Origin of the sequence: Desulfovibrio sp. 1188_IL3213, from assembly GCF_036763145.1 — a bacterium.
Taxonomy (GTDB): Bacteria; Desulfobacterota; Desulfovibrionia; order Desulfovibrionales; family Desulfovibrionaceae; genus Desulfovibrio.
This window is the reverse complement of record NZ_JBAIYR010000013.1, coordinates 1-21,868: the sequence shown is the minus strand read 5'-3', so window position 1 is coordinate 21,868 and position 21,868 is coordinate 1. Positions and strand designations below refer to the sequence as shown.

19 protein-coding genes, 1 tRNA gene and 3 pseudogenes are annotated in these 21,868 nt (G+C 56.3%); 8 read left to right on the top strand and 15 right to left on the bottom strand.

Annotated features, from left to right (window positions below; genetic code table 11):
- Positions 1–472: 472 nt before the first annotated feature.
- Together V6C16_RS01835 and V6C16_RS01830 are read left to right on the top strand one after the other, a co-directional pair.
- Positions 473–1,168, top strand: coding sequence for a MotA/TolQ/ExbB proton channel family protein (locus V6C16_RS01835; protein ID WP_333534511.1), 696 nt, complete (start codon positions 473–475; stop codon positions 1,166–1,168).
- Position 1,169: 1 nt separating this feature from the next.
- Positions 1,170–1,406 (top strand): annotated as a pseudogene (locus tag V6C16_RS01830) (biopolymer transporter ExbD); the annotation flags it as partial.
- A gap of 51 nt (positions 1,407–1,457) precedes the next feature.
- Here the strand turns inward: V6C16_RS01830 and V6C16_RS01825 are convergent.
- The 15 genes and pseudogenes from V6C16_RS01825 to V6C16_RS01755 form a co-directional block, all read right to left on the bottom strand.
- Positions 1,458–1,859 (bottom strand): annotated as a pseudogene (locus V6C16_RS01825) (NADH-quinone oxidoreductase subunit J family protein); the annotation flags it as partial.
- Positions 1,860–1,898: 39 nt separating this feature from the next.
- On the bottom strand, positions 1,899–2,609 hold the full coding sequence (gene nuoI, locus V6C16_RS01820; protein ID WP_333542739.1) for an NADH-quinone oxidoreductase subunit NuoI: 711 nt from the start codon (positions 2,607–2,609) through the stop codon (positions 1,899–1,901).
- 181 nt (positions 2,610–2,790) lie between these two features.
- Complete coding sequence (gene nuoH / locus V6C16_RS01815; RefSeq protein ID WP_333534819.1) at positions 2,791–3,759, bottom strand: NADH-quinone oxidoreductase subunit NuoH; 969 nt, start codon at positions 3,757–3,759, stop codon at positions 2,791–2,793.
- A gap of 92 nt (positions 3,760–3,851) precedes the next feature.
- Positions 3,852–5,177: an NADH dehydrogenase (quinone) subunit D gene (gene nuoD / locus V6C16_RS01810; protein WP_333534820.1), complete on the bottom strand. Its 1,326-nt coding sequence runs from the start codon at positions 5,175–5,177 to the stop codon at positions 3,852–3,854.
- Positions 5,170–5,730, bottom strand: coding sequence for an NADH-quinone oxidoreductase subunit C (locus V6C16_RS01805; protein WP_333534821.1), 561 nt, complete (start codon positions 5,728–5,730; stop codon positions 5,170–5,172). Before V6C16_RS01805 ends, nuoD begins: the two co-directional genes overlap by 8 nt.
- Positions 5,712–6,263, bottom strand: a complete 552-nt coding sequence (locus tag V6C16_RS01800) for an NADH-quinone oxidoreductase subunit B (protein WP_333534823.1) — start codon at positions 6,261–6,263, stop codon at positions 5,712–5,714. Before V6C16_RS01800 ends, V6C16_RS01805 begins: the two co-directional genes overlap by 19 nt.
- Positions 6,251–6,625 carry an NADH-quinone oxidoreductase subunit A gene (locus tag V6C16_RS01795; RefSeq protein ID WP_012625288.1) on the bottom strand — a complete coding sequence of 125 codons (375 nt, stop codon included), beginning with the start codon at positions 6,623–6,625 and terminating at the stop codon, positions 6,251–6,253. Before V6C16_RS01795 ends, V6C16_RS01800 begins: the two co-directional genes overlap by 13 nt.
- Before the next feature lie 152 nt (positions 6,626–6,777).
- Entirely contained in the window at positions 6,778–7,284 is a 507-nt protein-coding gene (locus V6C16_RS01790) for a 4Fe-4S dicluster domain-containing protein (RefSeq protein WP_333534824.1), read from the bottom strand.
- Between the two features lie 84 nt (positions 7,285–7,368).
- The gene (locus V6C16_RS01785) at positions 7,369–9,483 is read right to left on the bottom strand and encodes a molybdopterin-dependent oxidoreductase (RefSeq protein ID WP_333534825.1); all 2,115 of its coding nucleotides are present in this window, start codon (positions 9,481–9,483) and stop codon (positions 7,369–7,371) included.
- Positions 9,484–10,546: 1,063 nt separating this feature from the next.
- The gene (locus V6C16_RS01780) at positions 10,547–10,948 is read right to left on the bottom strand and encodes a 4Fe-4S binding protein (protein ID WP_333534826.1); all 402 of its coding nucleotides are present in this window, start codon (positions 10,946–10,948) and stop codon (positions 10,547–10,549) included.
- A gap of 3 nt (positions 10,949–10,951) precedes the next feature.
- Positions 10,952–12,034 (bottom strand): hydrogenase large subunit, encoded by a 1,083-nt coding sequence (locus V6C16_RS01775; protein WP_333534827.1) that lies wholly within the window; start codon positions 12,032–12,034, stop codon positions 10,952–10,954.
- Positions 12,031–12,498, bottom strand: a complete 468-nt coding sequence (locus V6C16_RS01770) for an NADH-quinone oxidoreductase subunit C (RefSeq protein WP_333534828.1) — start codon at positions 12,496–12,498, stop codon at positions 12,031–12,033. Before V6C16_RS01770 ends, V6C16_RS01775 begins: the two co-directional genes overlap by 4 nt.
- A gap of 18 nt (positions 12,499–12,516) precedes the next feature.
- Complete coding sequence (locus V6C16_RS01765) at positions 12,517–13,074, bottom strand: NADH-quinone oxidoreductase subunit B family protein (protein ID WP_333534829.1); 558 nt, start codon at positions 13,072–13,074, stop codon at positions 12,517–12,519.
- 12 nt (positions 13,075–13,086) lie between these two features.
- Positions 13,087–13,938 carry a respiratory chain complex I subunit 1 family protein gene (locus V6C16_RS01760; RefSeq protein WP_333534830.1) on the bottom strand — a complete coding sequence of 284 codons (852 nt, stop codon included), beginning with the start codon at positions 13,936–13,938 and terminating at the stop codon, positions 13,087–13,089.
- Complete coding sequence (locus V6C16_RS01755) at positions 13,938–15,893, bottom strand: NADH-quinone oxidoreductase subunit 5 family protein (RefSeq protein WP_333534831.1); 1,956 nt, start codon at positions 15,891–15,893, stop codon at positions 13,938–13,940. Before V6C16_RS01755 ends, V6C16_RS01760 begins: the two co-directional genes overlap by 1 nt.
- Positions 15,894–16,566: 673 nt before the next feature.
- On the opposite strand from V6C16_RS01755, the gene V6C16_RS01750 reads away from it, so the two are divergent.
- The 6 genes and pseudogenes from V6C16_RS01750 to V6C16_RS01725 all read left to right on the top strand — a co-directional run.
- Complete coding sequence (locus V6C16_RS01750; protein ID WP_333534832.1) at positions 16,567–18,048, top strand: sensor domain-containing diguanylate cyclase; 1,482 nt, start codon at positions 16,567–16,569, stop codon at positions 18,046–18,048.
- Between the two features lie 217 nt (positions 18,049–18,265).
- The gene (locus V6C16_RS01745) at positions 18,266–18,814 is read left to right on the top strand and encodes an N-acetyltransferase (RefSeq protein WP_333534833.1); all 549 of its coding nucleotides are present in this window, start codon (positions 18,266–18,268) and stop codon (positions 18,812–18,814) included.
- A gap of 117 nt (positions 18,815–18,931) precedes the next feature.
- Complete coding sequence (gene argF / locus V6C16_RS01740; protein ID WP_333534834.1) at positions 18,932–19,951, top strand: ornithine carbamoyltransferase; 1,020 nt, start codon at positions 18,932–18,934, stop codon at positions 19,949–19,951.
- 241 nt (positions 19,952–20,192) lie between these two features.
- A tRNA-Arg gene (locus V6C16_RS01735) sits at positions 20,193–20,269 on the top strand.
- Between the two features lie 371 nt (positions 20,270–20,640).
- Positions 20,641–21,315 (top strand): potassium-transporting ATPase subunit KdpA, encoded by a 675-nt coding sequence (locus tag V6C16_RS01730; protein ID WP_333542738.1) that lies wholly within the window; start codon positions 20,641–20,643, stop codon positions 21,313–21,315.
- Positions 21,276–21,839: pseudogene (locus V6C16_RS01725) on the top strand (HAD-IC family P-type ATPase); the annotation flags it as partial. The gene V6C16_RS01730 and the pseudogene V6C16_RS01725, both read left to right, overlap by 40 nt.
- Between the last annotated feature and the right edge of the window lie 29 nt (positions 21,840–21,868).

The window sequence follows — 21,868 nt, the reverse complement described above, 5'->3', positions numbered from 1 at the left end:
GGCAAGACGCGCCCCACCGTGCGGCAGGGCGTTCTGCCACGGACAGGAAAACATGCAGGCGGGCCGCGCGGCAGCGCAGATAAACCGGCATTCCCAACTGCGCCAATCGCGTAACGGCAGGATTGCGTGGGCAGACGCGCCAAACCCCTTGCCATGAATCGGAAATTTTCGTGAACCGTGCGGCCGCTGCAGGAAAAACCGGGCTAAAGCAAACGGCTGGACTTGCCGAAAATCCCTGGCGGGTGCATTCCGCTCCAGCGGGCGAAAAAATCCCCGTCCAAAGCGGTTCCGGAGTAAAAGGTCTAAAAAAAATCTTGAAAATTTGCCCCACTCGTTGCATTCTCCGCCCCAGAGCCTTATGCGACTGTGGCGGTGCTGCCGTCATGGCCGGCGCTTTTTTGCGCCCTGCGTTCCGGCACTACTTGCGGCGATTTGTGAAAACCAAGGCTGCTGCGCACTTATGGAGAACCTTATGGAATTCAGCTTTTTTTCAATGATTGCCCAGGCAAGCCTGGTAGCCAAGGCAGTGCTGGCGCTTCTGGTGGTCATGTCCATCACCAGCTGGGGCCTGATGATTCAAAAGTTTTTTGCCCTCAGCGCCGCCAACAACAAGGCCCTTGAAGGCACCACCGGATTCGAGAAGGCCCCCAACCTGCGCGAAGCCGTGCAGTCTCTGGGGTCCGACCCGTCTTCACCCCTTTATTACATCGCCCATCAGGGCGTACTGGAATTTAACCGTTCCAAAGAGCTTGGCAACAGCAGCGAAGTGGTGGTGGACAACGTTCGCCGCGCGCTGCGCCAGGGTGTGGGCAGCGAACTGGCACGCTTGCAGCGTTCGCTCTCCCTTCTGGCTACCACGGCCAACACCGCGCCCTTTATCGGTCTTTTCGGCACTGTCTGGGGCATCATGAGCTCCTTCCACTCCATCGGCATGCTCAAGTCCGCCTCGCTGGCGACGGTGGCCCCGGGCATTTCTGAAGCCTTGGTGGCGACCGCCATCGGTCTGGCCGTTGCCGTTCCCGCCACCATCGGCTTCAACATTTTTATGGGCAAGCTTTCGCAGGTGGACACCCTGCTTGTGAATTTCGCGGGCGTTTTTCTGAACCGCGTACAGCGCGAACTCAACGCCCACCGTCCCGTGCAGCGCACGGGCACAACGGAGATGTAACATGGGCGCCAGTGTCGGCAACGGCAACAAATTCGTTTCGGAAATCAACGTCACGCCCTTTGTGGACGTCATGCTGGTGCTGCTTATCATCTTTATGGTAGCCACCCCCATGATGAGCCAGGGGCTTGAGGTAGATCTGCCGCAAACCACACAGGTGGAAGTGCTGCCCACAGAAGCGGACCATATGGTGCTGACAGTGCGCAGTGACGGCAAGATATACCTGCAACGCCTTGGTGTGGGTCGCCTCCCGCAGTATCTCGTAGGGCCACACATCCTTGCCGCCGGCCCTGAAAAAGCGCAGGCCCCATAACAGCATGCCGCATAAGGCCGCGCCGATGGCGTAACCCACCCAGGGGTGCGGCACGAGGGCGGGCAGGCGCATCTCGCGCTTGAAGTTCACCAGAAAAACCACAAAAAGATACATGACAAGCACGGCCCCGGCGTAAACCACAATCTGCACCGCCGCCAGAAATTCGGCCTGAAGGGTCAGATAGACGGCGGCCATATGGACAAACAGCAGCAGCACCAGCAGTACGCAATGCACCGGATTGCGCAGCCTGATGGACAGGATGCCGCATACAATGATGACAACGGCGCAGTAAAGAAAGAAAATTTCGCCAAACACGTCTTCCACCTCCCGGAGTGGACTTGCGCATGCTTTTCCGGCAGTTCTGCCCTGTTCAAGCTGCATGACCCTGCAAAACAGCCCGGTCTTGCGGGCGGTTTTGCCCTATTCCGCCGTGTCCGCCGAAGCGGCCGTTGCCAGCCCCGTTACGGCAGCTTTTTGCCTGCCGGCAGTGCCGCGTACCGTTGTCTCATCATGGGCATGGGCCTCCAGCCAGTTTTGCCCCACCCACTGCTCCTGGCCGCTCCATTCCGCGCTCACGCGCTCCTGGCGTTTGGCGGCCGGCAAAAAACGCTGCAACGCATTGCGCGGACGGCTCAACGGGTTCACATACCCTTCCAGATTGCCCTTTTCCGCGGCAAATTCGTCCCAGTTGCGCAAAAGATGCGCCTCATCAAAGACAAATTCCTGCCGTGTGCGGCCCGCATAGGCGTAAATCTCGGTCAGCACAATGGCGTTGACCGGGCAGACTTCGGCGCAGTAGCCGCAGTAGATACACCGCAGGGCGTCAATGACATAGGCATCCACCTTGCGGCTGCCGTCCTCTTCCCTGTGGCTGCGGATACGAATGCAGTGCGAGGGACACACGCGGGCGCAGCGCATACAGGCCACGCAGCGGCTGCCGCCGCTTTCCGCATCGCGCACCAGGGCATGACGGCCGCGAAAACCCGCCGCCACCAGCGGTTTTTCGTCCGGATACTGCTGCGTTACCGGCTTGCGGAACATATGCCGCAACGTGAGCGCCAAACCCTGGACAATCTCGGTTTGCAGCAATGTTTGCAGCCAGTTGCGGCGCGGTTTGTACTGTACTTGCATCAGTGGCCTCCAAAGCAGAACCCTTCATGAATTCCATTATGCACCAGGCCGAAGCCCTCAGAGCAATCAACACTTGAGACCGTTGCGTAACGGTGAGCAAAGCTCCCTAGTCCCGTTTCGCGGCAAAGACTTGCAGGCAAATCCTTGCAGCGCGGCCCACCCACTTCATTGGCGAACCGCTCTAGCCGAACACGGCCTTTCCAATGGCCGTCAGCACAATATTGAGCAGCGCCAGGGGAATAAGCACCTTCCAGCCCAGAGACATCAGCTGGTCGTAGCGGTAGCGCGGCAGTGTGGCGCGCAGCCAGAAAAAAACGAACATGATCAAATAGACCTTGATAAGCAGCCAGAAAGGCGGAAAAAACGGCAGATCCACCGGCCCGTTCCAGCCGCCGAGAAAACATATGGTCCCCACGGTTGCCATAACAAACATGGAGGTATACTCGGCCATGAAAAAAAGCGCATAACGCATGCCGCTGTATTCGGTGGAATAGCCGGAAACAAGTTCTGTTTCCGCCTCGGGCAGGTCAAAGGGAACCCGGTTTGTTTCGGCCAGCATGGCGACGCAGAACACAAAAAAGCCGATGATCTGACGAAAAATGAACATGCCGAAAAAGCCGTCGCCCTGGGCCTGCACAATGTCGCCGAGGTTCAGCGAGCCGGAAAGCAGCATGACCCCAACAAGGCTCAGCCCCATGGCTATTTCATAGCTGATCACCTGAGCCGAAGCGCGCAACCCGCCAAGAAAACTGTATTTGGAGTTGGAAGCCCAACCCGCCAGCACCACGCCGTAAGCGCCTATGGAGCTCATGGCAAAGACGAAAAGCAGGCCGATGTTCACATCGGTAATGGCCCAACCCTCGGCCCAGGGCAGAATGGCAAGCGAAGCGAACGCCGGAACCAGGCAGATGATGGGGGCCGCCAGAAAAATGGGCCTGTCTGCGGCGACGGGAATAATGTCTTCTTTAAAGAAACTTTTTATGCCGTCGGCAATGGGTTGCAAAAGGCCGTGCCAGCCTACGCGCATGGGGCCGAGGCGCATCTGGATGTGCCCGATGACCTTGCGTTCGCAATACGTGGCATAGGCCACGTGCAGCATCACAAGCACGAAGAGCACGATGAGTTGCAGCAGAATAAGCAGTATGTCCATATGGCTTGTCCTGTTTCAGACCCTTTTGTCATGTTGCGCCTACAGGCCGCCTTCGGCGGCAGGACAGACGCGGGCATGCCCGCGCCGGGGCCTCAACGGTCCGATTCGCCCAGCACCACGTCCAGGCTTCCGATATTGGCGATCAGGTCGGCAATAAGCCCGCCCCTGGCAATGCTCGCCAGCGCTCCGATGTGTATGAAAGACGGCGCGCGCACATGCATGCGGTAAGGACGACTGCTTCCATTGGAGATGAAGTAGAAGCCCAGTTCGCCCTTGGGGACCTCGGTAGATACAAAAACATCGCCCGACATGTAGATATTTCTGCCACGTATGACGGAGCGCAGACCGCTGCCGTAAAGCGTGGTTTCGGGCGTGCCGTGCCAGCGAGACACAGGCATGAGCAGATCCGGGGCATCCTCTGCCAGCGTGGGTCCGGGGGGCATGTCGTCGATGCACTGCTGCAAGATGCGTGCGGACTGGCGCAGTTCTTCCATGCGGCAGCGGTAGCGGGCATAAATGTCGCCGTCCGATCCCAGCGGAACCGCAAAATCCAGCAGTGCGTAGGCATCATATGGTGCATGGCGGCGCACGTCATAATCCACGCCCGAACCGCGCAGGCAGGCCCCGGTAAGCCCCAGAGACAGGGCTTCATCCGCGCTGACCTTGCCCACGCCCACGGTGCGCTTGAGCCAGATGCGGTTGGTGTCCAGCAGGGTTTCGTATTCCACGATGCGGCCGGGGAAAATGTTTACAAAGTCCTGAAGCCCGCTCATGAACCTGCCGGTCACGTCCTGCCGCACACCGCCGATGCGCGGATACGTCAGGGTGAGCCGCGCGCCGCACAGGTCTTCAAAAAGGTTGAGCAGCATTTCGCGCTCGCGAAAACAGTACAGAAATACCGTCATGGCCCCGATATCCAGGGCATGGGTGGCAAGCCACAGCAAATGCGAGCTGATGCGCGACATTTCGCAGGCAATGGTGCGGATGTACCGGGCGCGCAGGGGCGCCTCAATGCCCAGCAGCTTTTCCACCGCCAGGCAATAGCCCGTGTTGTTGGACATGGCGGCGATATAGTCCAGCCGGTCTGTAAGCGTCAGGGCCTGGGCATAGGTGAACTTTTCCGCCAGTTTTTCAAAGCCACGGTGCAGATAGCCGACCTGCGGGTCGCAATGCACGATGGTTTCGCCCTCCAGCTCAAGGTCAACCCGCAAGACGCCGTGCGTGGCCGGATGCTGCGGCCCCATGCGCAGGCTGGTGCGGTCGTCAAAATCCGCATCATCAAAATCGTTGTCGTCAAGGCAGTTGACACAGGCAATATCACTCTGCTCAAGACCGCTCAGTTCCTCGGCTGAAAGCCTGCCCGTGGGCTGGCCGTGGGCTACGGCGCATTCCACATGCTCTTTGCGCTGCTCACTCATGCCTTGTCCCCCCCTGCCAGCTCAGTGCATCCAGTTCTGCGGCGCGCTTGCGCAGGGCTGTCAGGCCCTGCCACTCCTCACGGCCCCGGGACGGGAGCTTCACGGGATAGTCCTTGCGCAGCGGATGCCCCTGCCAGTCATCGGGCAGGAGAATGCGGCGCAAATCCGGATGCCCCTTGAAATGTATGCCCACAAGATCCCAGGTTTCACGTTCCAGCCAGTTGGCCCCGGTCCAGAGCGGCACGACCGAATCAATGCCTTCTTCCGGATCATCCACCAAGGCCCGCAGACGGATGCCGTGCCGCTGGGTGATGGAGTAAAGCTGGTAGACCACCTCAAAAGGACTCAGGCCAGACTCGTTTCTGCGGCTGTTATCCACGCCGCACAGGGCTTGCAGATGCCGCATGTCAAAAACATCGCGCAGATGGGTCAGCAGTTCCAGAATGCGGCCGGGCCGCACAAGAACCGCCACCTGCCCCCGAAATTCGCGCACGTCCAGCACGTCTTCAGGAAAAGCCCCGCGCAGGCGGTCCGCTATCTCCAAGGACTCCATCGCATCTGCTCCTTGTTGATGATCTCCTGAAGCCGGATAAAGCCGTCAAACAGCGCCTCGGGGCGCGGAGGACAGCCGGGTACGTAAACATCCACAGGCACAATCTGATCCACGCCCTGAGTCACGGCGTACGACTGAAACAGGCCGCCGCTGCACGCGCAGCTGCCCATGGCGAGCACGTAGCGCGGCTCTGGCATCTGGTCATATACGCGGCGCAGCACCGGAGCCATTTTTTTGCTCAAAGTGCCAGCAACCACCATGCAGTCTGCCTGTCGGGGGCTGGCACGAAAAATGATGCCGAAACGGTCAAGATCGTGGTGGGCCGCGCCGGTAGCCATCATTTCAATGGCGCAACAGGCCAGGCCAAACGTCACGGGCCAGATGGACCCCGCCCTGCCCCAGTTCACAAGGGCATTGAGCGGCCCGATGACAGCCCCCGCGCCGGGAAAAAAGCGCAGACCGTCTTTGTTGACCTCAAGGGGTTGCCCGCCGTTTTGCGCAGATCCCCCGGACTTTACGACTACTTCACCCATTGGAACGCCCCCTTCTTCCAGGCATACAGGTAGCCAAGCACCAGCAGGGCCATAAAGGTGAACATTTCCACCATGCCGAGGCTGCCAAGGCGCACAAACTCCACGGCCCAGGTATAAAGATAGATGGCCTCCACATCGATAATAACGAACAATATGGCTACATAGTAAAACTTGATGGAAAAACGCGTTCGTGGTTCCGCTGTAGGCTCGTTGCCCGATTCATAGGCCACAAGCTTTTCCGGATAAGGCCTGCTCATACGGAAAAAGCGCCCCACAAAAAGCGTGATCAGGCCAAAAAGCAGCGTGATGATAATGAGCAGCAGTACGGCAAGATATTCTTGACCGGCTGTTGTATGCACCATGATAGCCACCTTGCTTCCTTGACAATTTTTCGCTTTCACCGGTTCGCGTCATGCCGCGAACCGTCCTCCGGCGAATCGGCGTGCCTTCGTACACCAGGGCGCCGCTCCCCGGAATGCGCAGCAAAAGCATCCGGGGCGACGGCGTCCTTCATTCAGCGTGTGGTGGGCCGGAGTTTCTGTATTTGTTCCGCAAAATGTTGCCGCCGCTCCTGACTGGCCTCGGAAGGCACAGTAAAGCCCAGACAGCTCATGGCGCAGGTAGTCACGCAGGCCGGGCGCAGCCCCTGGTCTATGCGATCACGGCACAGGTCGCACTTGTCCACCTTGCCGGTATCGGGGTTCCACTGGGGCGCGGCCCACGGACAGGCCGTGATGCACGCCTTGCAACCCACACAGAACTTTTTTTCCACATAAACAATGCCGTCTTCGCGGCGGCGCATGGCCCCCGTGGGGCAGGCCTTGACGCACCAGGGATTTTCACAGTGAAAACAGGACGTATAGACAAAACCCAGGCTCGGCCGTGGCTCACTCTGCTCCACTGTAAGAATGCGGCAGAAAAATGCGCCGGCGCCGCCGTTATGCAGGCTGCGGCACTGCACTTCACAGGCTTTGCAGCCGATGCATTCCGCAGAGTTGTGGGTGACGACATACTTGCTCATAAACATCCTCCGCTATTCCGGGGTTCACGCCCCCATAGCTTGCAAACCGGATATGGTTGAGACTGCCCGACGGTTACGCCGCGGCTAGCCCACTTTTTCGAGCGAAACAAAGTGTTCTTGCAGCGACAGGCCGCCGCCGCCCTGATCCTGCAGATCCAGGCCGCCCTTGAGACACTTGTTGTCGGCAATGCCCTTGTCCACGGCCAGGCTTTCGCACGGCAGATCGTGTCCAAAACCATGCACGACAAAAATGGCCTCGGGGTGGATGAGGGACGTTATCTTGATGCCCGCCTCGCCCATATTGCCGCCCCTGGCATCAAGCACGCGTACACGGTCGCCAGGTTTTAATCCTGCTTTTTTGGCGCTGTCGGTATTGATCCACACCGTATTTTCAGGAACCTGCTCGTACAGCAGGGGATTGTTGACCGTGTGCCCCTGCGTGTGTACAGCCACGCGCCCAAAGGTGATGCGGAAGGTTCCTTCCGGCGGCGACTGGGGCGATACATATGGGGGCAACATGCTGACGCCCATGCTTTCGGCAAAGCCCTTGCCGAAGCTTTCGCTGCTCAGCTCGACCTTGCCTGACCCGGTGGGAAAGGCATACGTGGCCGGATCAATGTACAGGGCATCGTCAGTGAGCGGGATAAAGCCCTTGGCGTCAAAGTCCTCTATGGTCAGGCCTGTGCCTTCCAGCTGGAAGCTCCAGACCGCCTCGGGGCTGTCAAAAGCCAGGTCGTCCAAACCGAGCCGACGGGAAAGACCGCTGATGATCTCCCAGTCGGCGCGGGTGTTATAGCGGGGCTGCACGGCGCGCCGGCGCACAAAGAACTGTGGCTTGAGCCCGTTTTTGCCCGCAATGATGCTTTCCCTTTCAAGATAGGTGGACATGGGCAGGACCACATCGGCATACCAGGCCGTGTCGGACCAGGAAAACGTGGCGCTGACCAGAAGATCCAGACCGTCCAGTTTTTTCTTCAGGGCATCGGGATCAGGGAAACCCTGTAACGGATCATGCCGCCAGGCCATGTAAACCTTGACCGGCGGGACGCCTTCCGGGGGGTTGTTGATGGCTTCAAACGCCTTGTGCAGCAGCCCCTTGCCCGGATCAAAAGCCTTGTTGTCGGCGCCAAGCCCGTCGGCCCTGGGCAGTTTGACGGCAGGATACAAATCCACGAACTTCTTGAGCCCTGGCTTGCCGCAATCTTTGGGGGTACGCCCGGGCACAATGCCGCCCTTGGTTCCCGTGCCGCCCAGAAGCGCCGTGATGACAAGGGCTGTGCGTCCCACCTGGAAAGAGTCGGCGTAACGTGACGACATCCAGCCCGGATGCCAGATAACCTGGGGAGCCGCGGCAGCCAGTGCGCGCGCGAGGTCGGTAATGGCCCTAGCCTCGACACCGCATTCCTGCGCGGCCCATTCCGCCGTATACGGGGCCACAAAGGCGGCCAGCGCGTCAAACCCCGTAGTGTGGGCGCGGACATATTCCTTGTTATACAGATTTTCGCTGATCAATGTATTGATGACAGCCAGATTGAACGCATAGTCCGTACCGGGACGGATGATGTGGAATGTGTCTGCCTTGGAGGAAGTGATGCTCTGTCTGATGTCAATGACAGTAAGCTTGCAGCCCTTGCGCAGAGCCTGCATGACCGTGCGCGCCTCACCAAGGTTGATGGCTTCAAATATATTGCGCGTTTGCAGCACGAGATGCTTGGCGTTGGCAAAATCATACACGGTCATGCCGCGGCCCAGGCCCAGCACGGCCTTGCAGGCATGGTGCGTATTAAGGTCGCACGAAGGACTGTGCGAACAGACGTTGGGCGAACCAAGGCCGCGCATGAAGCCACGGCTGAGGTCCGCAAAGGGGCCTTCGCGGTCAGACCACAGAACCGTCTGTTTTCCGTACTTATTTTGGGCCTCGGTGATTTTTTGCGCAACGTAGTCCAAAGCTTCGTCCCAGGACACGGCGCGCCACTTTCCCTCGCCGCGCTCTCCCTGGCGGATAAGCGGCGACTGTGGGCGCTCGTTGTCTTCAAGAAGGGCTTTTCCGGCCACACCACGGGCGCATAATGCCCCTTTCAACGGGCTGTGCATGTTGCCGTAAATCATTTTTACAGTGTCATTACAGGTCTCAACCGTAATGGGGCAACGCGCTGAACACATGCCGCAGATACTGTGGGTAAGTTGATTACCATTCATATAGCATCTCTCGCCTGACAAAGAATATACCATAAAGATGCTTTATCAGTCATCTTTTGCCCCTGACAACCGGCCCGGCAGAATAGAAGCAGTGAGGATTTTTAACAATCAAAAAAGACACCCTGCCGAAGGATATGTTTTACTGGAGCCATACAAGCTCACAATATTGTACACCATTTTTTGATAGAGCTTACCATTAACAATTTTTTGCTCTAAATGCCAGCCCTTCTCGCGAGTTTATACGGCATTTTTCTGCATCGGCAAGCGCATCAATTTTGTGACATCTCCCTGTCAAATAAGGATTTTTACAATTAATCAAGCGCATTACAAATCACTGTTTTGGACAACAAGTGCTTAAAAAAGTTATGATTTACACGCTATTTTTTATTTTCGTGAATTATCCCTTTCCAGACATGTTTTAATACCCCATTTTTTTCTGCATTTTGCATTTTTTTTGAAATTATGTTTATCACAAGCAAATTTGTACATATATGTTGTCACAACAAGTGTTATGTTTTTAACATTGCAAATTTGTATATAAAATTTTGTTTCACAATAAATTATTTAATTTTACTATTTTTTGTAAAAAATCATCTGAAATACAGGAAAATATTTCCATAATAATTGGATATAATTAAATTATTATTTTATCATCTCTTCAAAAAACCTTATTAAAAAAAATTTCACATATCTAGATATATGATATTTTTCGCATTCTTTTCAACGCCCTGCTCCTTGTAAACATCATGAATTGAAAAAACAGATCGAAATCTTATTTTCTTGGCCGTTGGCGCGGAAAAAAACATCTTCCCTGTAATATCAGGCCATTAACAACCTCTTCTCAAAACATAAGATAGTTCAGTTCTTCACCGGCCTGCCAGGCTGCTTGCCGGACGGCTGGCCTGACCGGCCATTCGACCGCGATGGGGTGGGCCTCTTCGCCCTAAAATTTTATGCGTCGCCATGAGACCCGCTTTCCACAACGCAAAAAGCCGCCTTTCGGCGGCTTTTTGCTAATCATGACAATTTCTTGTCATGTATTGTACGCGGCCACTGCCGCGCCCTATTCTTGTTCGGCCTTCTTTTCGGCTCCGCTTTCTTCCTTGCCCTTGGCCGCCGCGGACTTTTTAACGCGCGGCGTACCCGTGCGCAGAACACGGAACTTGACCACAGAAGGTTTGCGGTGTGTGGGAACCTGCACCAGACACTTGGTGGGGCATTTTTCTACACAGGCCGAACAGTACACGCACAGGAAGGGGTCGTAATGCCACTGCCCCGCCTTGGCGTCCACCGTGATGGCGTCTGTGGGGCAGACCCTTGCGCAACTGTTGCAGAATATGCACTTCTCCACTTCATTGGTGATAACGCCCCTGTAGGCTGGGAAAGGCTCACGCTCTTCCAGCGGATACAGCCTTGTGGCAGGTTTGCCTGACAGGTTGCGCAGCACGTTTTTGAGCATATACATGAGCTACCTCTCTGTGCAGGAAATGCACGGGTCGATACTGAGCACAATAACCGGCACATCTGGCAGCTTGCAGCCCGGCAGCATGTGCAACAGGGGCGGTACGTTGGCAAAAGTGGGCGTGCGCACGCGCATGCGTTCCAGATACTTGGTTCCATTGGCCCGTATATAATAGAACAGCTCACCCCTGGGCTGCTCCACCCGGAAGACGGCTTCGCCGTCAGGGTTGCCGGGAACTTTCACTGTAAGTTCGCTTTCCGGCAGGCGGTTCAGCGCTTCGCGGATGAGGTCCATGGCGTGCAGCACTTCATAGAAGCGCACCTTGGCGCGGGCATAGCAGTCGCCGTCATTCTCAACCACAGGGATGAAGTTGAGGTCATTATAGGCGGCATAGCCGTGCATACGCTCGTCGATTTCCCAACCACTGCCGCGAAGGGTCGGCCCGGCCGCGCCCAGCAGTCGGGCATCGTCCTTGCTGAGATAGCCGATGCCGCGCGTACGCTCCTGCACGGTGTAGTCGTCGAGCATGGTGTTTGTAAGTTCGCGCATGCCCTTTTGCAGTTCATCAAGCCTGCCGAGCATCCAGCGGATCTGGTCGGGCGCCAGGTCGCGGCGCACGCCGCCCACCACGTTGACCGACAGAATAACGCGGTTGCCCGCCGTGGCTTCACAGATGTCCATCACATGCTCACGGATACGCCAGAACTGCTGGAACACGCTTTCAAAACCAAAGGCATCGGCAAAAAGGCCCAGCCAGAGCAGATGCGAGTGGATGCGGTGCAGTTCAGACCAGATGACCCGCAAGAATTGGGCGCGGGGCGGGGCCGTGATGCCCATCATGTTTTCAAGGGCGTTACAATAGCAGTTGGCGTGAATGCAGGAACAGATGCCGCAGATGCGCTCCACCACAAAGACCATCTGATTATAGTCCTTGGTGCGCACGAGGCTTTCAAGACCGCGATGCACAAAGCCGAGCTGGGGAATGGCCCCGACAACGGTTTCGTCCTCCACCACAAACTTGATATGCAGCGGTTCGGGCAGCACGGGGTGCTGCGGCCCGAAAGGAATCACTGTGGTGCGGTTGCTCATGCCTGATCTCCTTTGGCGGACTCTGCCTTGGCAGCCGCGGCGGGACGCCGGACGGTGGTCATGGTGAAGTACGGGGCGTGGGTGACTTCTCCTTCCAGATACATGCCGCCCTGATAGTCCAGCGGCAGACCCGCGAAGCGCACACCGAACTGATCCTGAGTCTCATTTTCAATCAGCACTGCGCAGAAGTAGATGGAACTTATGCTCGGGATGGGCATGTTCTTGTCCACATCCATACGCAGATGCACCATGCCTTTGGCGTCCGTTGGCGACCATACGCACATTTCGGGATTGTGCCGCAGGTCGGACATGGTGAGGTTTTCATCAAAGTGGTAGAACAGTCGCAGGGTATTCTCATCAACCACCGTCTGCGACATGGTGACAAAACGGCATCTTGCGTTAGCCAGGCGCTGCACTTCAGCAAGCAGCGTTTCGGGCGTCACGTCTTTGGCTTCAAAAAACATGGCTGTATCCTTTCCGGGCTAACCCGCGTTTTTCATTGACTTGTCGGCTTCAGAGGCCGCCTCGCCCTCTGGCCCGGCGGCAGCGGTCGGTACGTCCGCATCACCGGGCATGAGGGTGGCTTCTGGCTCCGGCCCCATGCCCATCTTGGCCTTGAGCACCCCAAGGGCTTCTACAACACCGTCAATGATGGCTTCGGGTTTGGGCGGGCAGCCCGGCACGAACACGTCAACAGGAATGACGTTGTGCGCGCCGTTGAGCACATTATAGGTGTCTTTGAAAACGCCGCCGGAAAGATTGCAGGCACCGAGAGAAATGACCGCCTTGGGAGAAGGCATCTGCTCGTATATCTGCTTGAGCACATGGCGGTTACGGTGGTTAACCGTGCCGGTCACCAGCAACACGTCCGCATGCTTGGGATTGCCCGCGTTGACCACGCCGAAACGTTCAACGTCATACATGGGCGTGAGGCAGGCCAGCACCTCGATGTCGCAACCGTTGCAGGAACCGCAGTCAAAATGGACAATCCACGGCGACTTGAGCCGGCTCCGCTTTATCATTTTGTCTACAAAACCCATATGCCTGCCTCCTTACGCCACGTACAGCCATAAAAGATTAACCAGTGCCAGCCCCATGCCGAGCAACAGAGACCTCTTCTGCACCATCCACTGCCAGGTAAGCCGGGCGGTGATGTTGTCGATGAGAATTTCCGTAAACAGCGAGGCCGCCACCAGCGTAGCCATGCCGATGACGCTGGTATGCCAGAACATGGCGCACAAGCCGAGAATAAGCACAAGATCAAGCCAGTGAGCCAGTTCAATGATGCCCAGGTAAGGGCCAGAGTACTCCGTCTGCACACCCTTTACCAGTTCCTGATGGCCATGATGGCTGGCGGAAATGTCAAAAGGCGACTTGCGCAGCTTGATGGTCAGGGCATAGCCAAGCGCCAGGAACAGCAAGGGCATCTTGAGCAGCAAGGGCTGATCCTGGGCAAACACGGCTTCAATGGAAAAAGACCCCGTGCACATGGCAAAGCCCACAAAAACCAGAATCAGTATGGGCTCATAGGCCAGCATGAGCAGAAGCTCGCGCTGCGCACCCACGTTGCTGTAGGGCGAAGGAACGCACAGGGCGCCCACCACCTGAAAAACCGCGCCCACCGTGAGCACGAAGAAAAGCAGCAGCAGGTCGCCGCCCATAAAGAATATGAGCAGGGCCAGCGCCGACGAAATGAGCGTCATATAGGCGCTGAACACAAGCCAGGCATTGGTTACGCTGGCTTCTTTGCCGAAAAGTTTGAAGACATCATAAAAGGGCTGAAGCAGGGGCGGCCCCAGACGCGACTGCAGCCGCGCCGTGAGGCGGCGGTCAACCCCGGTAAGCAGGCCCCCCACCAGGGGCGACAATATCAATCCGCCGACAGCACTGAGGATGGACAGCATTAGAGCAGACCTCCTACCAGGACGATGAGAAAGGCCGTGGATATAATATCAATGGCCCTTGTGATGGTGCCTTCGCCAAAATACTGGGCCAGGTAAAAGTTGGACAGACGTACGGGTTCAAAGGCATTCATGGGTCCCTTGAAGCCGATCTGCCCAGCCTGTTCCTGCGTCAGGCCCGAGAAATAAGGCTGCGAATGCGCCGAATTGGAAACCTTTCTGGCGGCCTTCCAGGCAATCCAGGCCCCCAGCCCAAGCAGGATGAAGAGCAGGTAAATCCAGAAATAACCTGCCCCGCCCGTAAGCGATGCGCCAGGGATGAAGCCTTCAGTCTTGAGGCCGAGACGGGCGTATACGCCTGCCACAGAAGGTTCCACAAACGTTTCCAGCACCAGAGGCGAAATAAAGGAGAATACTACGGCAAGCCCGCAAAGCGACCGCAGGGCGAACATGACCGTGGCCTTGGGATTGCCGTGAGCCGGCCGGTCGTGCAGGTTGGCCGAAGACACGAGTATGCCTGCCCACCGCGCCCAGAACAGCACAGTAAAGGCCGAGCCGAGAGCAATGAAGAAAATGATGGGCGTCATGGCCTGCGTGGCGCGGGCAATGGCCTCGATAGCCATCCACTTGCCTATGAGCATGCCGAAAGGCGGCAGCATCATGGTGAAAATGCCTATGGCCGTAATAATGGCCGTGCGGGGCATCTTGCTGTACAGGCCGCGCATGTCTTCAATATCTCTGGAGCCGATACGCTGTTCAATGGCGCCCACGCACATGAAGAGCAGGCCCTTGGATACCGAATGGTAGATAATGATGGTGGTGGCCGCCATCATGGACGCCGCCGTGTTTATGCCAACGCAGGCGATGATAAGACCCAGGTTGGCAATGGTGGAGTATGCCAGGATTTTTTTGGCATTACTTTGGCTGACGGCCAGAATACACGTACCCACAAAAGTGAATGCGCCGAAAAGCGCCACAATGGTGGACATGGTGGTGTCGGCAAAGGCCGGGGCCATGCGCAGCAGCAGGTATGTCCCCGCCTTGACCATTGTGGCCGAGTGCAGCAGGGCTGAAACCGGAGTGGGGGCCACCATGGCGCCGCACAGCCAGCTTTCAAAGGGAACCTGCGCCGACTTGGTGAAGGCCGCCAGGCAGAAAAAGGCGAACGGCAGCAGCATGGCCGTGGTTTTCACATCCATGGCCGTCATCTTGTGCAGCACAACCTCAGTGGACAGGGTACCCAGGCTCTTCTGGATGAAAAGCATGGCCGAAACAAAGGCAAGGCCGCCAAGTACGTTCATCCACAACGCGCGGTAGGCGTTGGCGTTGGCTTCCTTCGTCTGATCGTGGCTGATCAGCAGGTAGGAGCAAAGGGTTGTGACTTCCCAGAAAAAGAACATCCATGAAAGATTGTTCGAAAGCACAAGACCGTTCATCGCCCCAAGAAAACAGAAAATAATGGCGAAAAAACGCGGCTTGCGAGAAACCCGCAGGTGCAGGTGCTCTTCATGAATATCCATATAGCCCAGGCCATAGATGGTTATCAGGCCACCCACCACGGTGATGATGATAACCATGATGAGCGACAGGCCATCGGGCGCAAAGGCTGTGACGGGAGCGGAACCATCCGCCAGAACAAATTTGAGGTAAAGCAGCCCTATAAGCTGCAATGCGGTCATGCCCATGACCGTGCGGCTGCCCAGCTTCCAGCCCAATCCCAGAATATAGAGCAGCAGCAAAAGATCCAGCATGCTGAACAGGCTGTCCAGCGGAAGACCCAAGAAAGTTTCGGCTTCAAGTCGGAACGTTCCGTGAGCACCCATGATCACGGCAGCCAGAGCCATCACCGCAACCGCTGCAGGCACGAGAAGCTTGCGGGTGCGGTCAAGCTGTGTGAAATACAGAACAAGCGCCACAGCAAATGGCAGCGCCACACAGCAAAAAACAAGTGTATTCATAATTTTTGCCCCACTATATTGTGAGCTGTGAAAAACTTCACCCTGTGGTAATCCCCTCACAACATAAATTTAATATGTTTCCTCCTTGCCTTTCCAATGCAATAAACACCTACTAGAGTTAAACGAACTCAATTTTTGCGTCAACAAGAAAGAAAAAAGCACAATTCATTGATCAAACAGTTTATAAAATTCCGCCTAACATGCATCACCGTTATATCCGCATATTTCATGCAAAACTATTTGTGCTCAACAGAAAAATTTTACATGCCTCGAAAATATCCCAATCATAAACAACAATAAAAAATGTAAAATATAAAAAATATGACACGCACTACAGTGTTTTTCTATTATTAATTATGATATTTTTTTCATAAACACTTTAAATACAATTTATATAATCAAAATTACACTTAAAAACAAACTAAACCGAAACTTAATACATGGCGTAACAGTTCTCCTGGCACATGAGGGATATCGCGTCAGTGCGCCACACAACACTGCTTCGCCGGCAAGAAAAAAAAGAATAATTCCGATAAATACCCCAACAGGCTTGAAAAATATAATAAATTTAATGAACTGCCCACGGGGCGGCTGGCAGCAGAGGGTTTTGCTGCTTGCCAAATAATAGGTTAACGTATTAAATGTAAAGCATCATTCTATCAAAAGGCATGGTATGTACAGAAGTCAGCAACAGACAAAAACAATCTACGCCATCGCCTTCCTTGTGAGCGGCATTTTTCTTGTTTGCAGCCTGATTCTGCTGCGCAATGCCACATGGCAAATAGAGCAGACAAGCATACTGCACCTTTATGAAACAACAAGTCAGTTGCGGGTGCTTTTGCAACGAAAGCTGACGCAGAACTTTCAGGCGCTGCGTGGTCTGTCCACCGCCGTGGTCTACATACCGCAGCAAGAATCTTCCGCCCTGTTCAAGGAACTGAGCAATAACGCAGGCTTTATACGAATCGGCATGGCTGATATCTCTGGCGTAACAGTCATGATGGACAAAAGCGGCACATTACGTCGGCAGACGGATTTTTCAGAAGAAGATTTTTTCCGCCACGCCCTTGCGGGGCGAGTTGTCTTTTCGCCGCCACGCAAGGACCCTCACGGGCCGGGCCAGGTGATCTACAGTGCTGTGCCCGTGGAGCAGGAAGGCAGCATTATCGGTGCGCTGATCGGCGCCACCAGGGCTGAAGACCTGCTGGACATCCTTGACGAACCACTTTTCAAGGCTAACGGATTTGCAGGCATTATTGATGCCACCGGGCGCTTTGTACTGTGCTCCGGCGCAAACACAGCCGACACGACAGGCAACATTTTCAACCTCGGTCAAATGGACACGGACGACCTTGATGCGATCCGCGCCGACCTCGGCGGCAACCGCCGAAGCTATTTTCTTTATAAAGCTGGCGACAAACAGCATCTGGCGGCCTTTGACCCCATTACACATAACGGCTGGTTTCTTTTCTGCTCTGCCCCGCTCGATGAGCTGGCCCTGATCCCCCACCCCCTTCTATACTGGGGAGGCGTGGCAATCATCCTGGCCCTGCTCGTTTTTCTGCTTCTCGCCTGGCGAGTGCATTGCCAGGGGGCAAGCAAGGAGCGCCAGCTGCGAAGCATGGCGCTCACTCCCCTTCTGATCGACACTCTCGCCAATCACAGCCTTCACCTGGAAGGCACAGCCCTGTTGCACAACAATCCTGGTGTCACGTTCGCCATCTGGCTGGCAGACATCAAACATTTCAATTTTTACAGCAGGATGCTCGGCAAAGAAGCCGGCAACAATGAACTGCGGCGCATTGACCGCATGTTGAAAAGCTGGCCGCAAGGCCCGCTTACCAGGCGTTACCACATCATCGGCAATACGTTCGCGGGCATTCTTCCTTTCACCAGTGACCAGGACCTGACAGAAAGATTTGCCCAGGCCGCACACGAGGTGGAACACGGCAGTCACCAATTTTCACAGGTTTTTCCCCTCCGCCTCTATACAGGCGTATACACCACGGACATGGTGGAAGAAAAAGACCTGACCTTTATGGATATGCTCAGCAGGGCCGGCATCGCCATGCATGTGGCAAAAACCTTTGAGGCCAGCACGCTGCGTTTTTACTCCGAAGGAATCTGCGAAGAAGCCCTGCACCGCAACCGCTGAGATCCTTTTCGCCCTCATCTGTGCCGCGGCAGGCGCGGCCCGCAACGGTCTGCCATGAGCGAAAGAACCTTGCACCCGCATATCTTTGGTGCTATGAGTCAATTTTGTTTCAAAATTTGCCGGCAACGGCAGTGGTATTCAGGCAGTGCCTGCCGCCGGGAATCTTCACAGTCTGGCGGCTTTATTCCATTCTTCCCCTGAAACAGAGGCAAAAGAAATGCCCATCGCCATTCCGCGCTCTGGCGCTGATGAAAGACCTATTGTTCCTGACGTTCACATCAGCGATCTTTCAAAGCTGGTCATCCGACCCGCCACTGTAGCGGACGTACACGGCATGTCGGCGCTTATCAACCAGTATGCTTCCGCCAACGTCATGCTGGCGCGGGGGCCGCAGTACCTGTATCAGCACATTCAGGACTACATGGTTGCCACAGCTCCGGCCGTGGACGACGGCCACGATGTCATCGTGGCCTGCGGAGCCGTTCATGTTCTGTGGGCTGACCTTGGCGAGATACGCTCCGTGGCCGTTCATCCCTCCTGTCAGGGGCAAGGCTTCGGCAAGCGCCTGGTCTCCATGCTGGTGAACCGCTGCCGCAGTCTGGCTTTGCCCAGGGTGTTTGTCTTTACTCTCGTGCCTGACTTCTTCGCCAGGTGCGGATTTACCGAATTCAACAAGGACGACATGCCCCCCAGCGTCTGGGTGGAATGCAGCAAATGCCCCAAGTTTTATTGCTGTGACGAAATTGCAATGATGTTGCACCTTTGACCGTCTGCGCCGTAGCAAGCGGCGCAATGGCGGCCAGCCCCAGCGTGCTCAACGCACAGCCAGCCCGCAAAAAGCGCGGCTGGCAGGACCCCCACTACCTCAAAGGCGGAACAGCGCATGAACAGACTGCAAAACAGAGACTTTCTGAAAGAAACCGATTTCACGCCGGAAGACCTCACCTACCTGCTGGATTTGGCAGCCGATCTCAAGCAGGCCAAAAAAGCGCGCAGGGAACCCGAGTTTCTGAAAGGCAAGAACATTGTCATCCTTTTTGAAAAAGACTCTACCCGCACACGCTGTTCTTTTGAGGTGGCCGCCTACGATCAGGGCGCGCGCGTGACCTATCTTGGCCCTTCAGGCTCGCAGATGGGCAAAAAAGAATCTCTGGCCGACACGGCTCGCGTACTTTCCCGCTTTTATGACGGCATTGAATATCGGGGCTACGGGCAGGAAAGGGTTGAGGCGCTGGCCGAACACGCCTCGGTTCCGGTGTGGAACGGCCTTACCAATGAGTGGCATCCCACGCAGTTTCTGGCAGACATGCTCACCATGCGCGAATGCTGCTCCAAACCTCTGAACAGACAAACCCTGGCCTACATGGGCGACGCCCGCTATAATATGGGCAATTCCCTTATGATCGGCTCCGCCCTGCTGGGGCTGGACTTTCGCTCCGTGGCCCCCAGGGCGCTGTGGACGGCAGACGATGTTTACGAAACCGCCTGCCGCATCGCATCCGCCACGGGTGCGCGCATCAGCCGCACCGAAAGCGTGGCCGAAGGCGTGCAAGGCTGCGACTTCATTTCCACCGATGTCTGGGTATCAATGGGCGAACCCGATGACGTGTGGAAAGAGCGCATTGAGTTGCTACTGCCCTATCGTGTGACGGGTGAAACCATGCGACAGACCGGCAACACCGACTGCAAGTTTTTGCATTGCCTGCCAAGCTTTCATAACCGCGACACGAGCATGGGTGAGGAAATCTTTCAGCGCTTCGGCATAGACTGCATGGAAGTCAACGACGAAGTATTTGAATCGCCTCGCAATGTGGCTTTTGAAGAAGCCGAAAACCGCCTTCACACCATCAAGGCCGTCATGGTTGCCACGCTGGCTGAAAGCCCGCTGGTTTTCAGCGTTTAGCGTTAGAAAAAACAGCCCGGCGGCAGCAAGCCTGGCAACATGCGCGGCAGAACATCCCGCGCGAGGCGCCTCCGGCAAAGGCATGTCCGCCGGCCATGCCGCACAGGGCGACGGCAGACCGCAATGCCCCGTAATATCCCGCAATGCCCCGCGCATCCGGCAAACGGGGATTAACATATTGACGTTAAAAGGCGTTCTCCCTATAGTGATGCGCCATAACGCCGACGGCCGCGTCAGGCATGCGCCCGTAGCTCAGTTGGACAGAGCAGGAGCCTTCTAAGCTCTTGGCCGGGGGTTCGACTCCTCCCGGGCGCGCCATAGCAAAATCAGACCGCCATGTGCTAACGCATGTGGCGTTCTTTTTTATTTCGCTCCGGAACTTCTCTGCTGCTCACCCGGCCGCCCTCCTTCCACGTTCCAGCCCAACTCCAGGCAGACCTCGCACCGCACCGCCCTTCGCCATCTTGCGCTGTTTGCCGCCACTCTGGCCGCTTTGCACCGCTCATCGCCGCCCTACGCCGCCAGAGCACAAAAGGCAACTCTCGCACCGCGCGCACCACTTAATACCACATCTGCCCGCAAGTACGCGGAGGGGCTGCCACGGGAGGGTTGCCATGCGGGCTGCCGTGCAGAACATGCCGTCTTGAGCCGCGTTCTTTCCGCAAGCCCGTTCGCATTGCAGATTTAATATGAATTTAATGCGTCGCCTGCCATTTTTACACCCATTTTATACGCCTTATCCTAAAGTTTTCCCGTGGGCTGCATGCCTGCAGGAGGATTTTATGGAAAACATCATCTGGCAGTGCCTTCTTTATCTTTCCCTGCTCATGGCTCTGGCCTGGCCCTTGGGAAAATATATGGGCAAGGTAATGGACGGCGAACCCTTCTGGCTGCAAAGCCCTCTTGCCCCCTGCGAACGTACCCTGTATCGGCTTATGGGTGTGGACCCCGCAGAGCAGATGAACTGGAAACGCCATCTGGCCTGTGTGCTTGCTTTCAGCGGCATATCCCTGGCCGCGCTTGTTGCCCTGCTTATGACGCAGCATATCCTTCCCCTGAATCCCCAGAATGTTTCCGGAGCCAGTTGGCACCTGGCCCTGAATACGGCTATCAGCTTTGTGACCAATACCAACTGGCAGTCCTACGCCGGAGAAAACGCCATGAGCTATCTCTCCCAGATGGCCGGACTGGCGGTGCAGAATTTTGTTTCCGCAGCAGCGGGTATTGCCGTGCTTTTTGCCCTTATCCGGGGGCTGAGGCCCTCCGGCGGAGCCAGCCCGGGCAATCTGGGCAATTTCTGGGCTGATGCCACGCGGGCGGTACTGTATATGCCGGGGAACAGATCCCCGCTGACGGCGATGTGACGGAAGGCGCGGCCTCGGTGGACGAAAGCGCCATCACGGGTGAATCCGCCCCGGTCATCCGCGAAAGCGGCTGCGACCGCAGCGCGGTCACCGGCGGCACAACGGTTCTTTCCGACTGGCTGGTCATCCGTGTCACCAGCGAGACAGGCCGTACTTTTCTGGACAAAATGATCGCTATGGTTGAGGGAGCCGCCCGCCAGAAAACTCCCAACGAAATCGCCCTCAACGTTCTGCTGGTGGCGCTTACCGTCATTTTTCTTCTGGTCACGGTTTCCCTGTGGTGCTTTGCCCGCTTTACGGCCGGGCAGGAGCACATCCAAAATCCAGTGAGCTTTGCCGCGCTGGTGGCGCTTTTTGTCTGCCTTGCGCCGACCACCATCGGCGCTCTGCTTTCCGCCATAGGCATTGCGGGCATGAGCCGCCTCAACCGCGCCAACGTGCTCGCCATGAGCGGACGTGCCATCGAGGCCGCCGGAGATGTGGACGTGCTGCTGCTGGACAAGACAGGAACCATAACCCTGGGTATCTGAGCTTGTTCGCGGCAATGCTCATC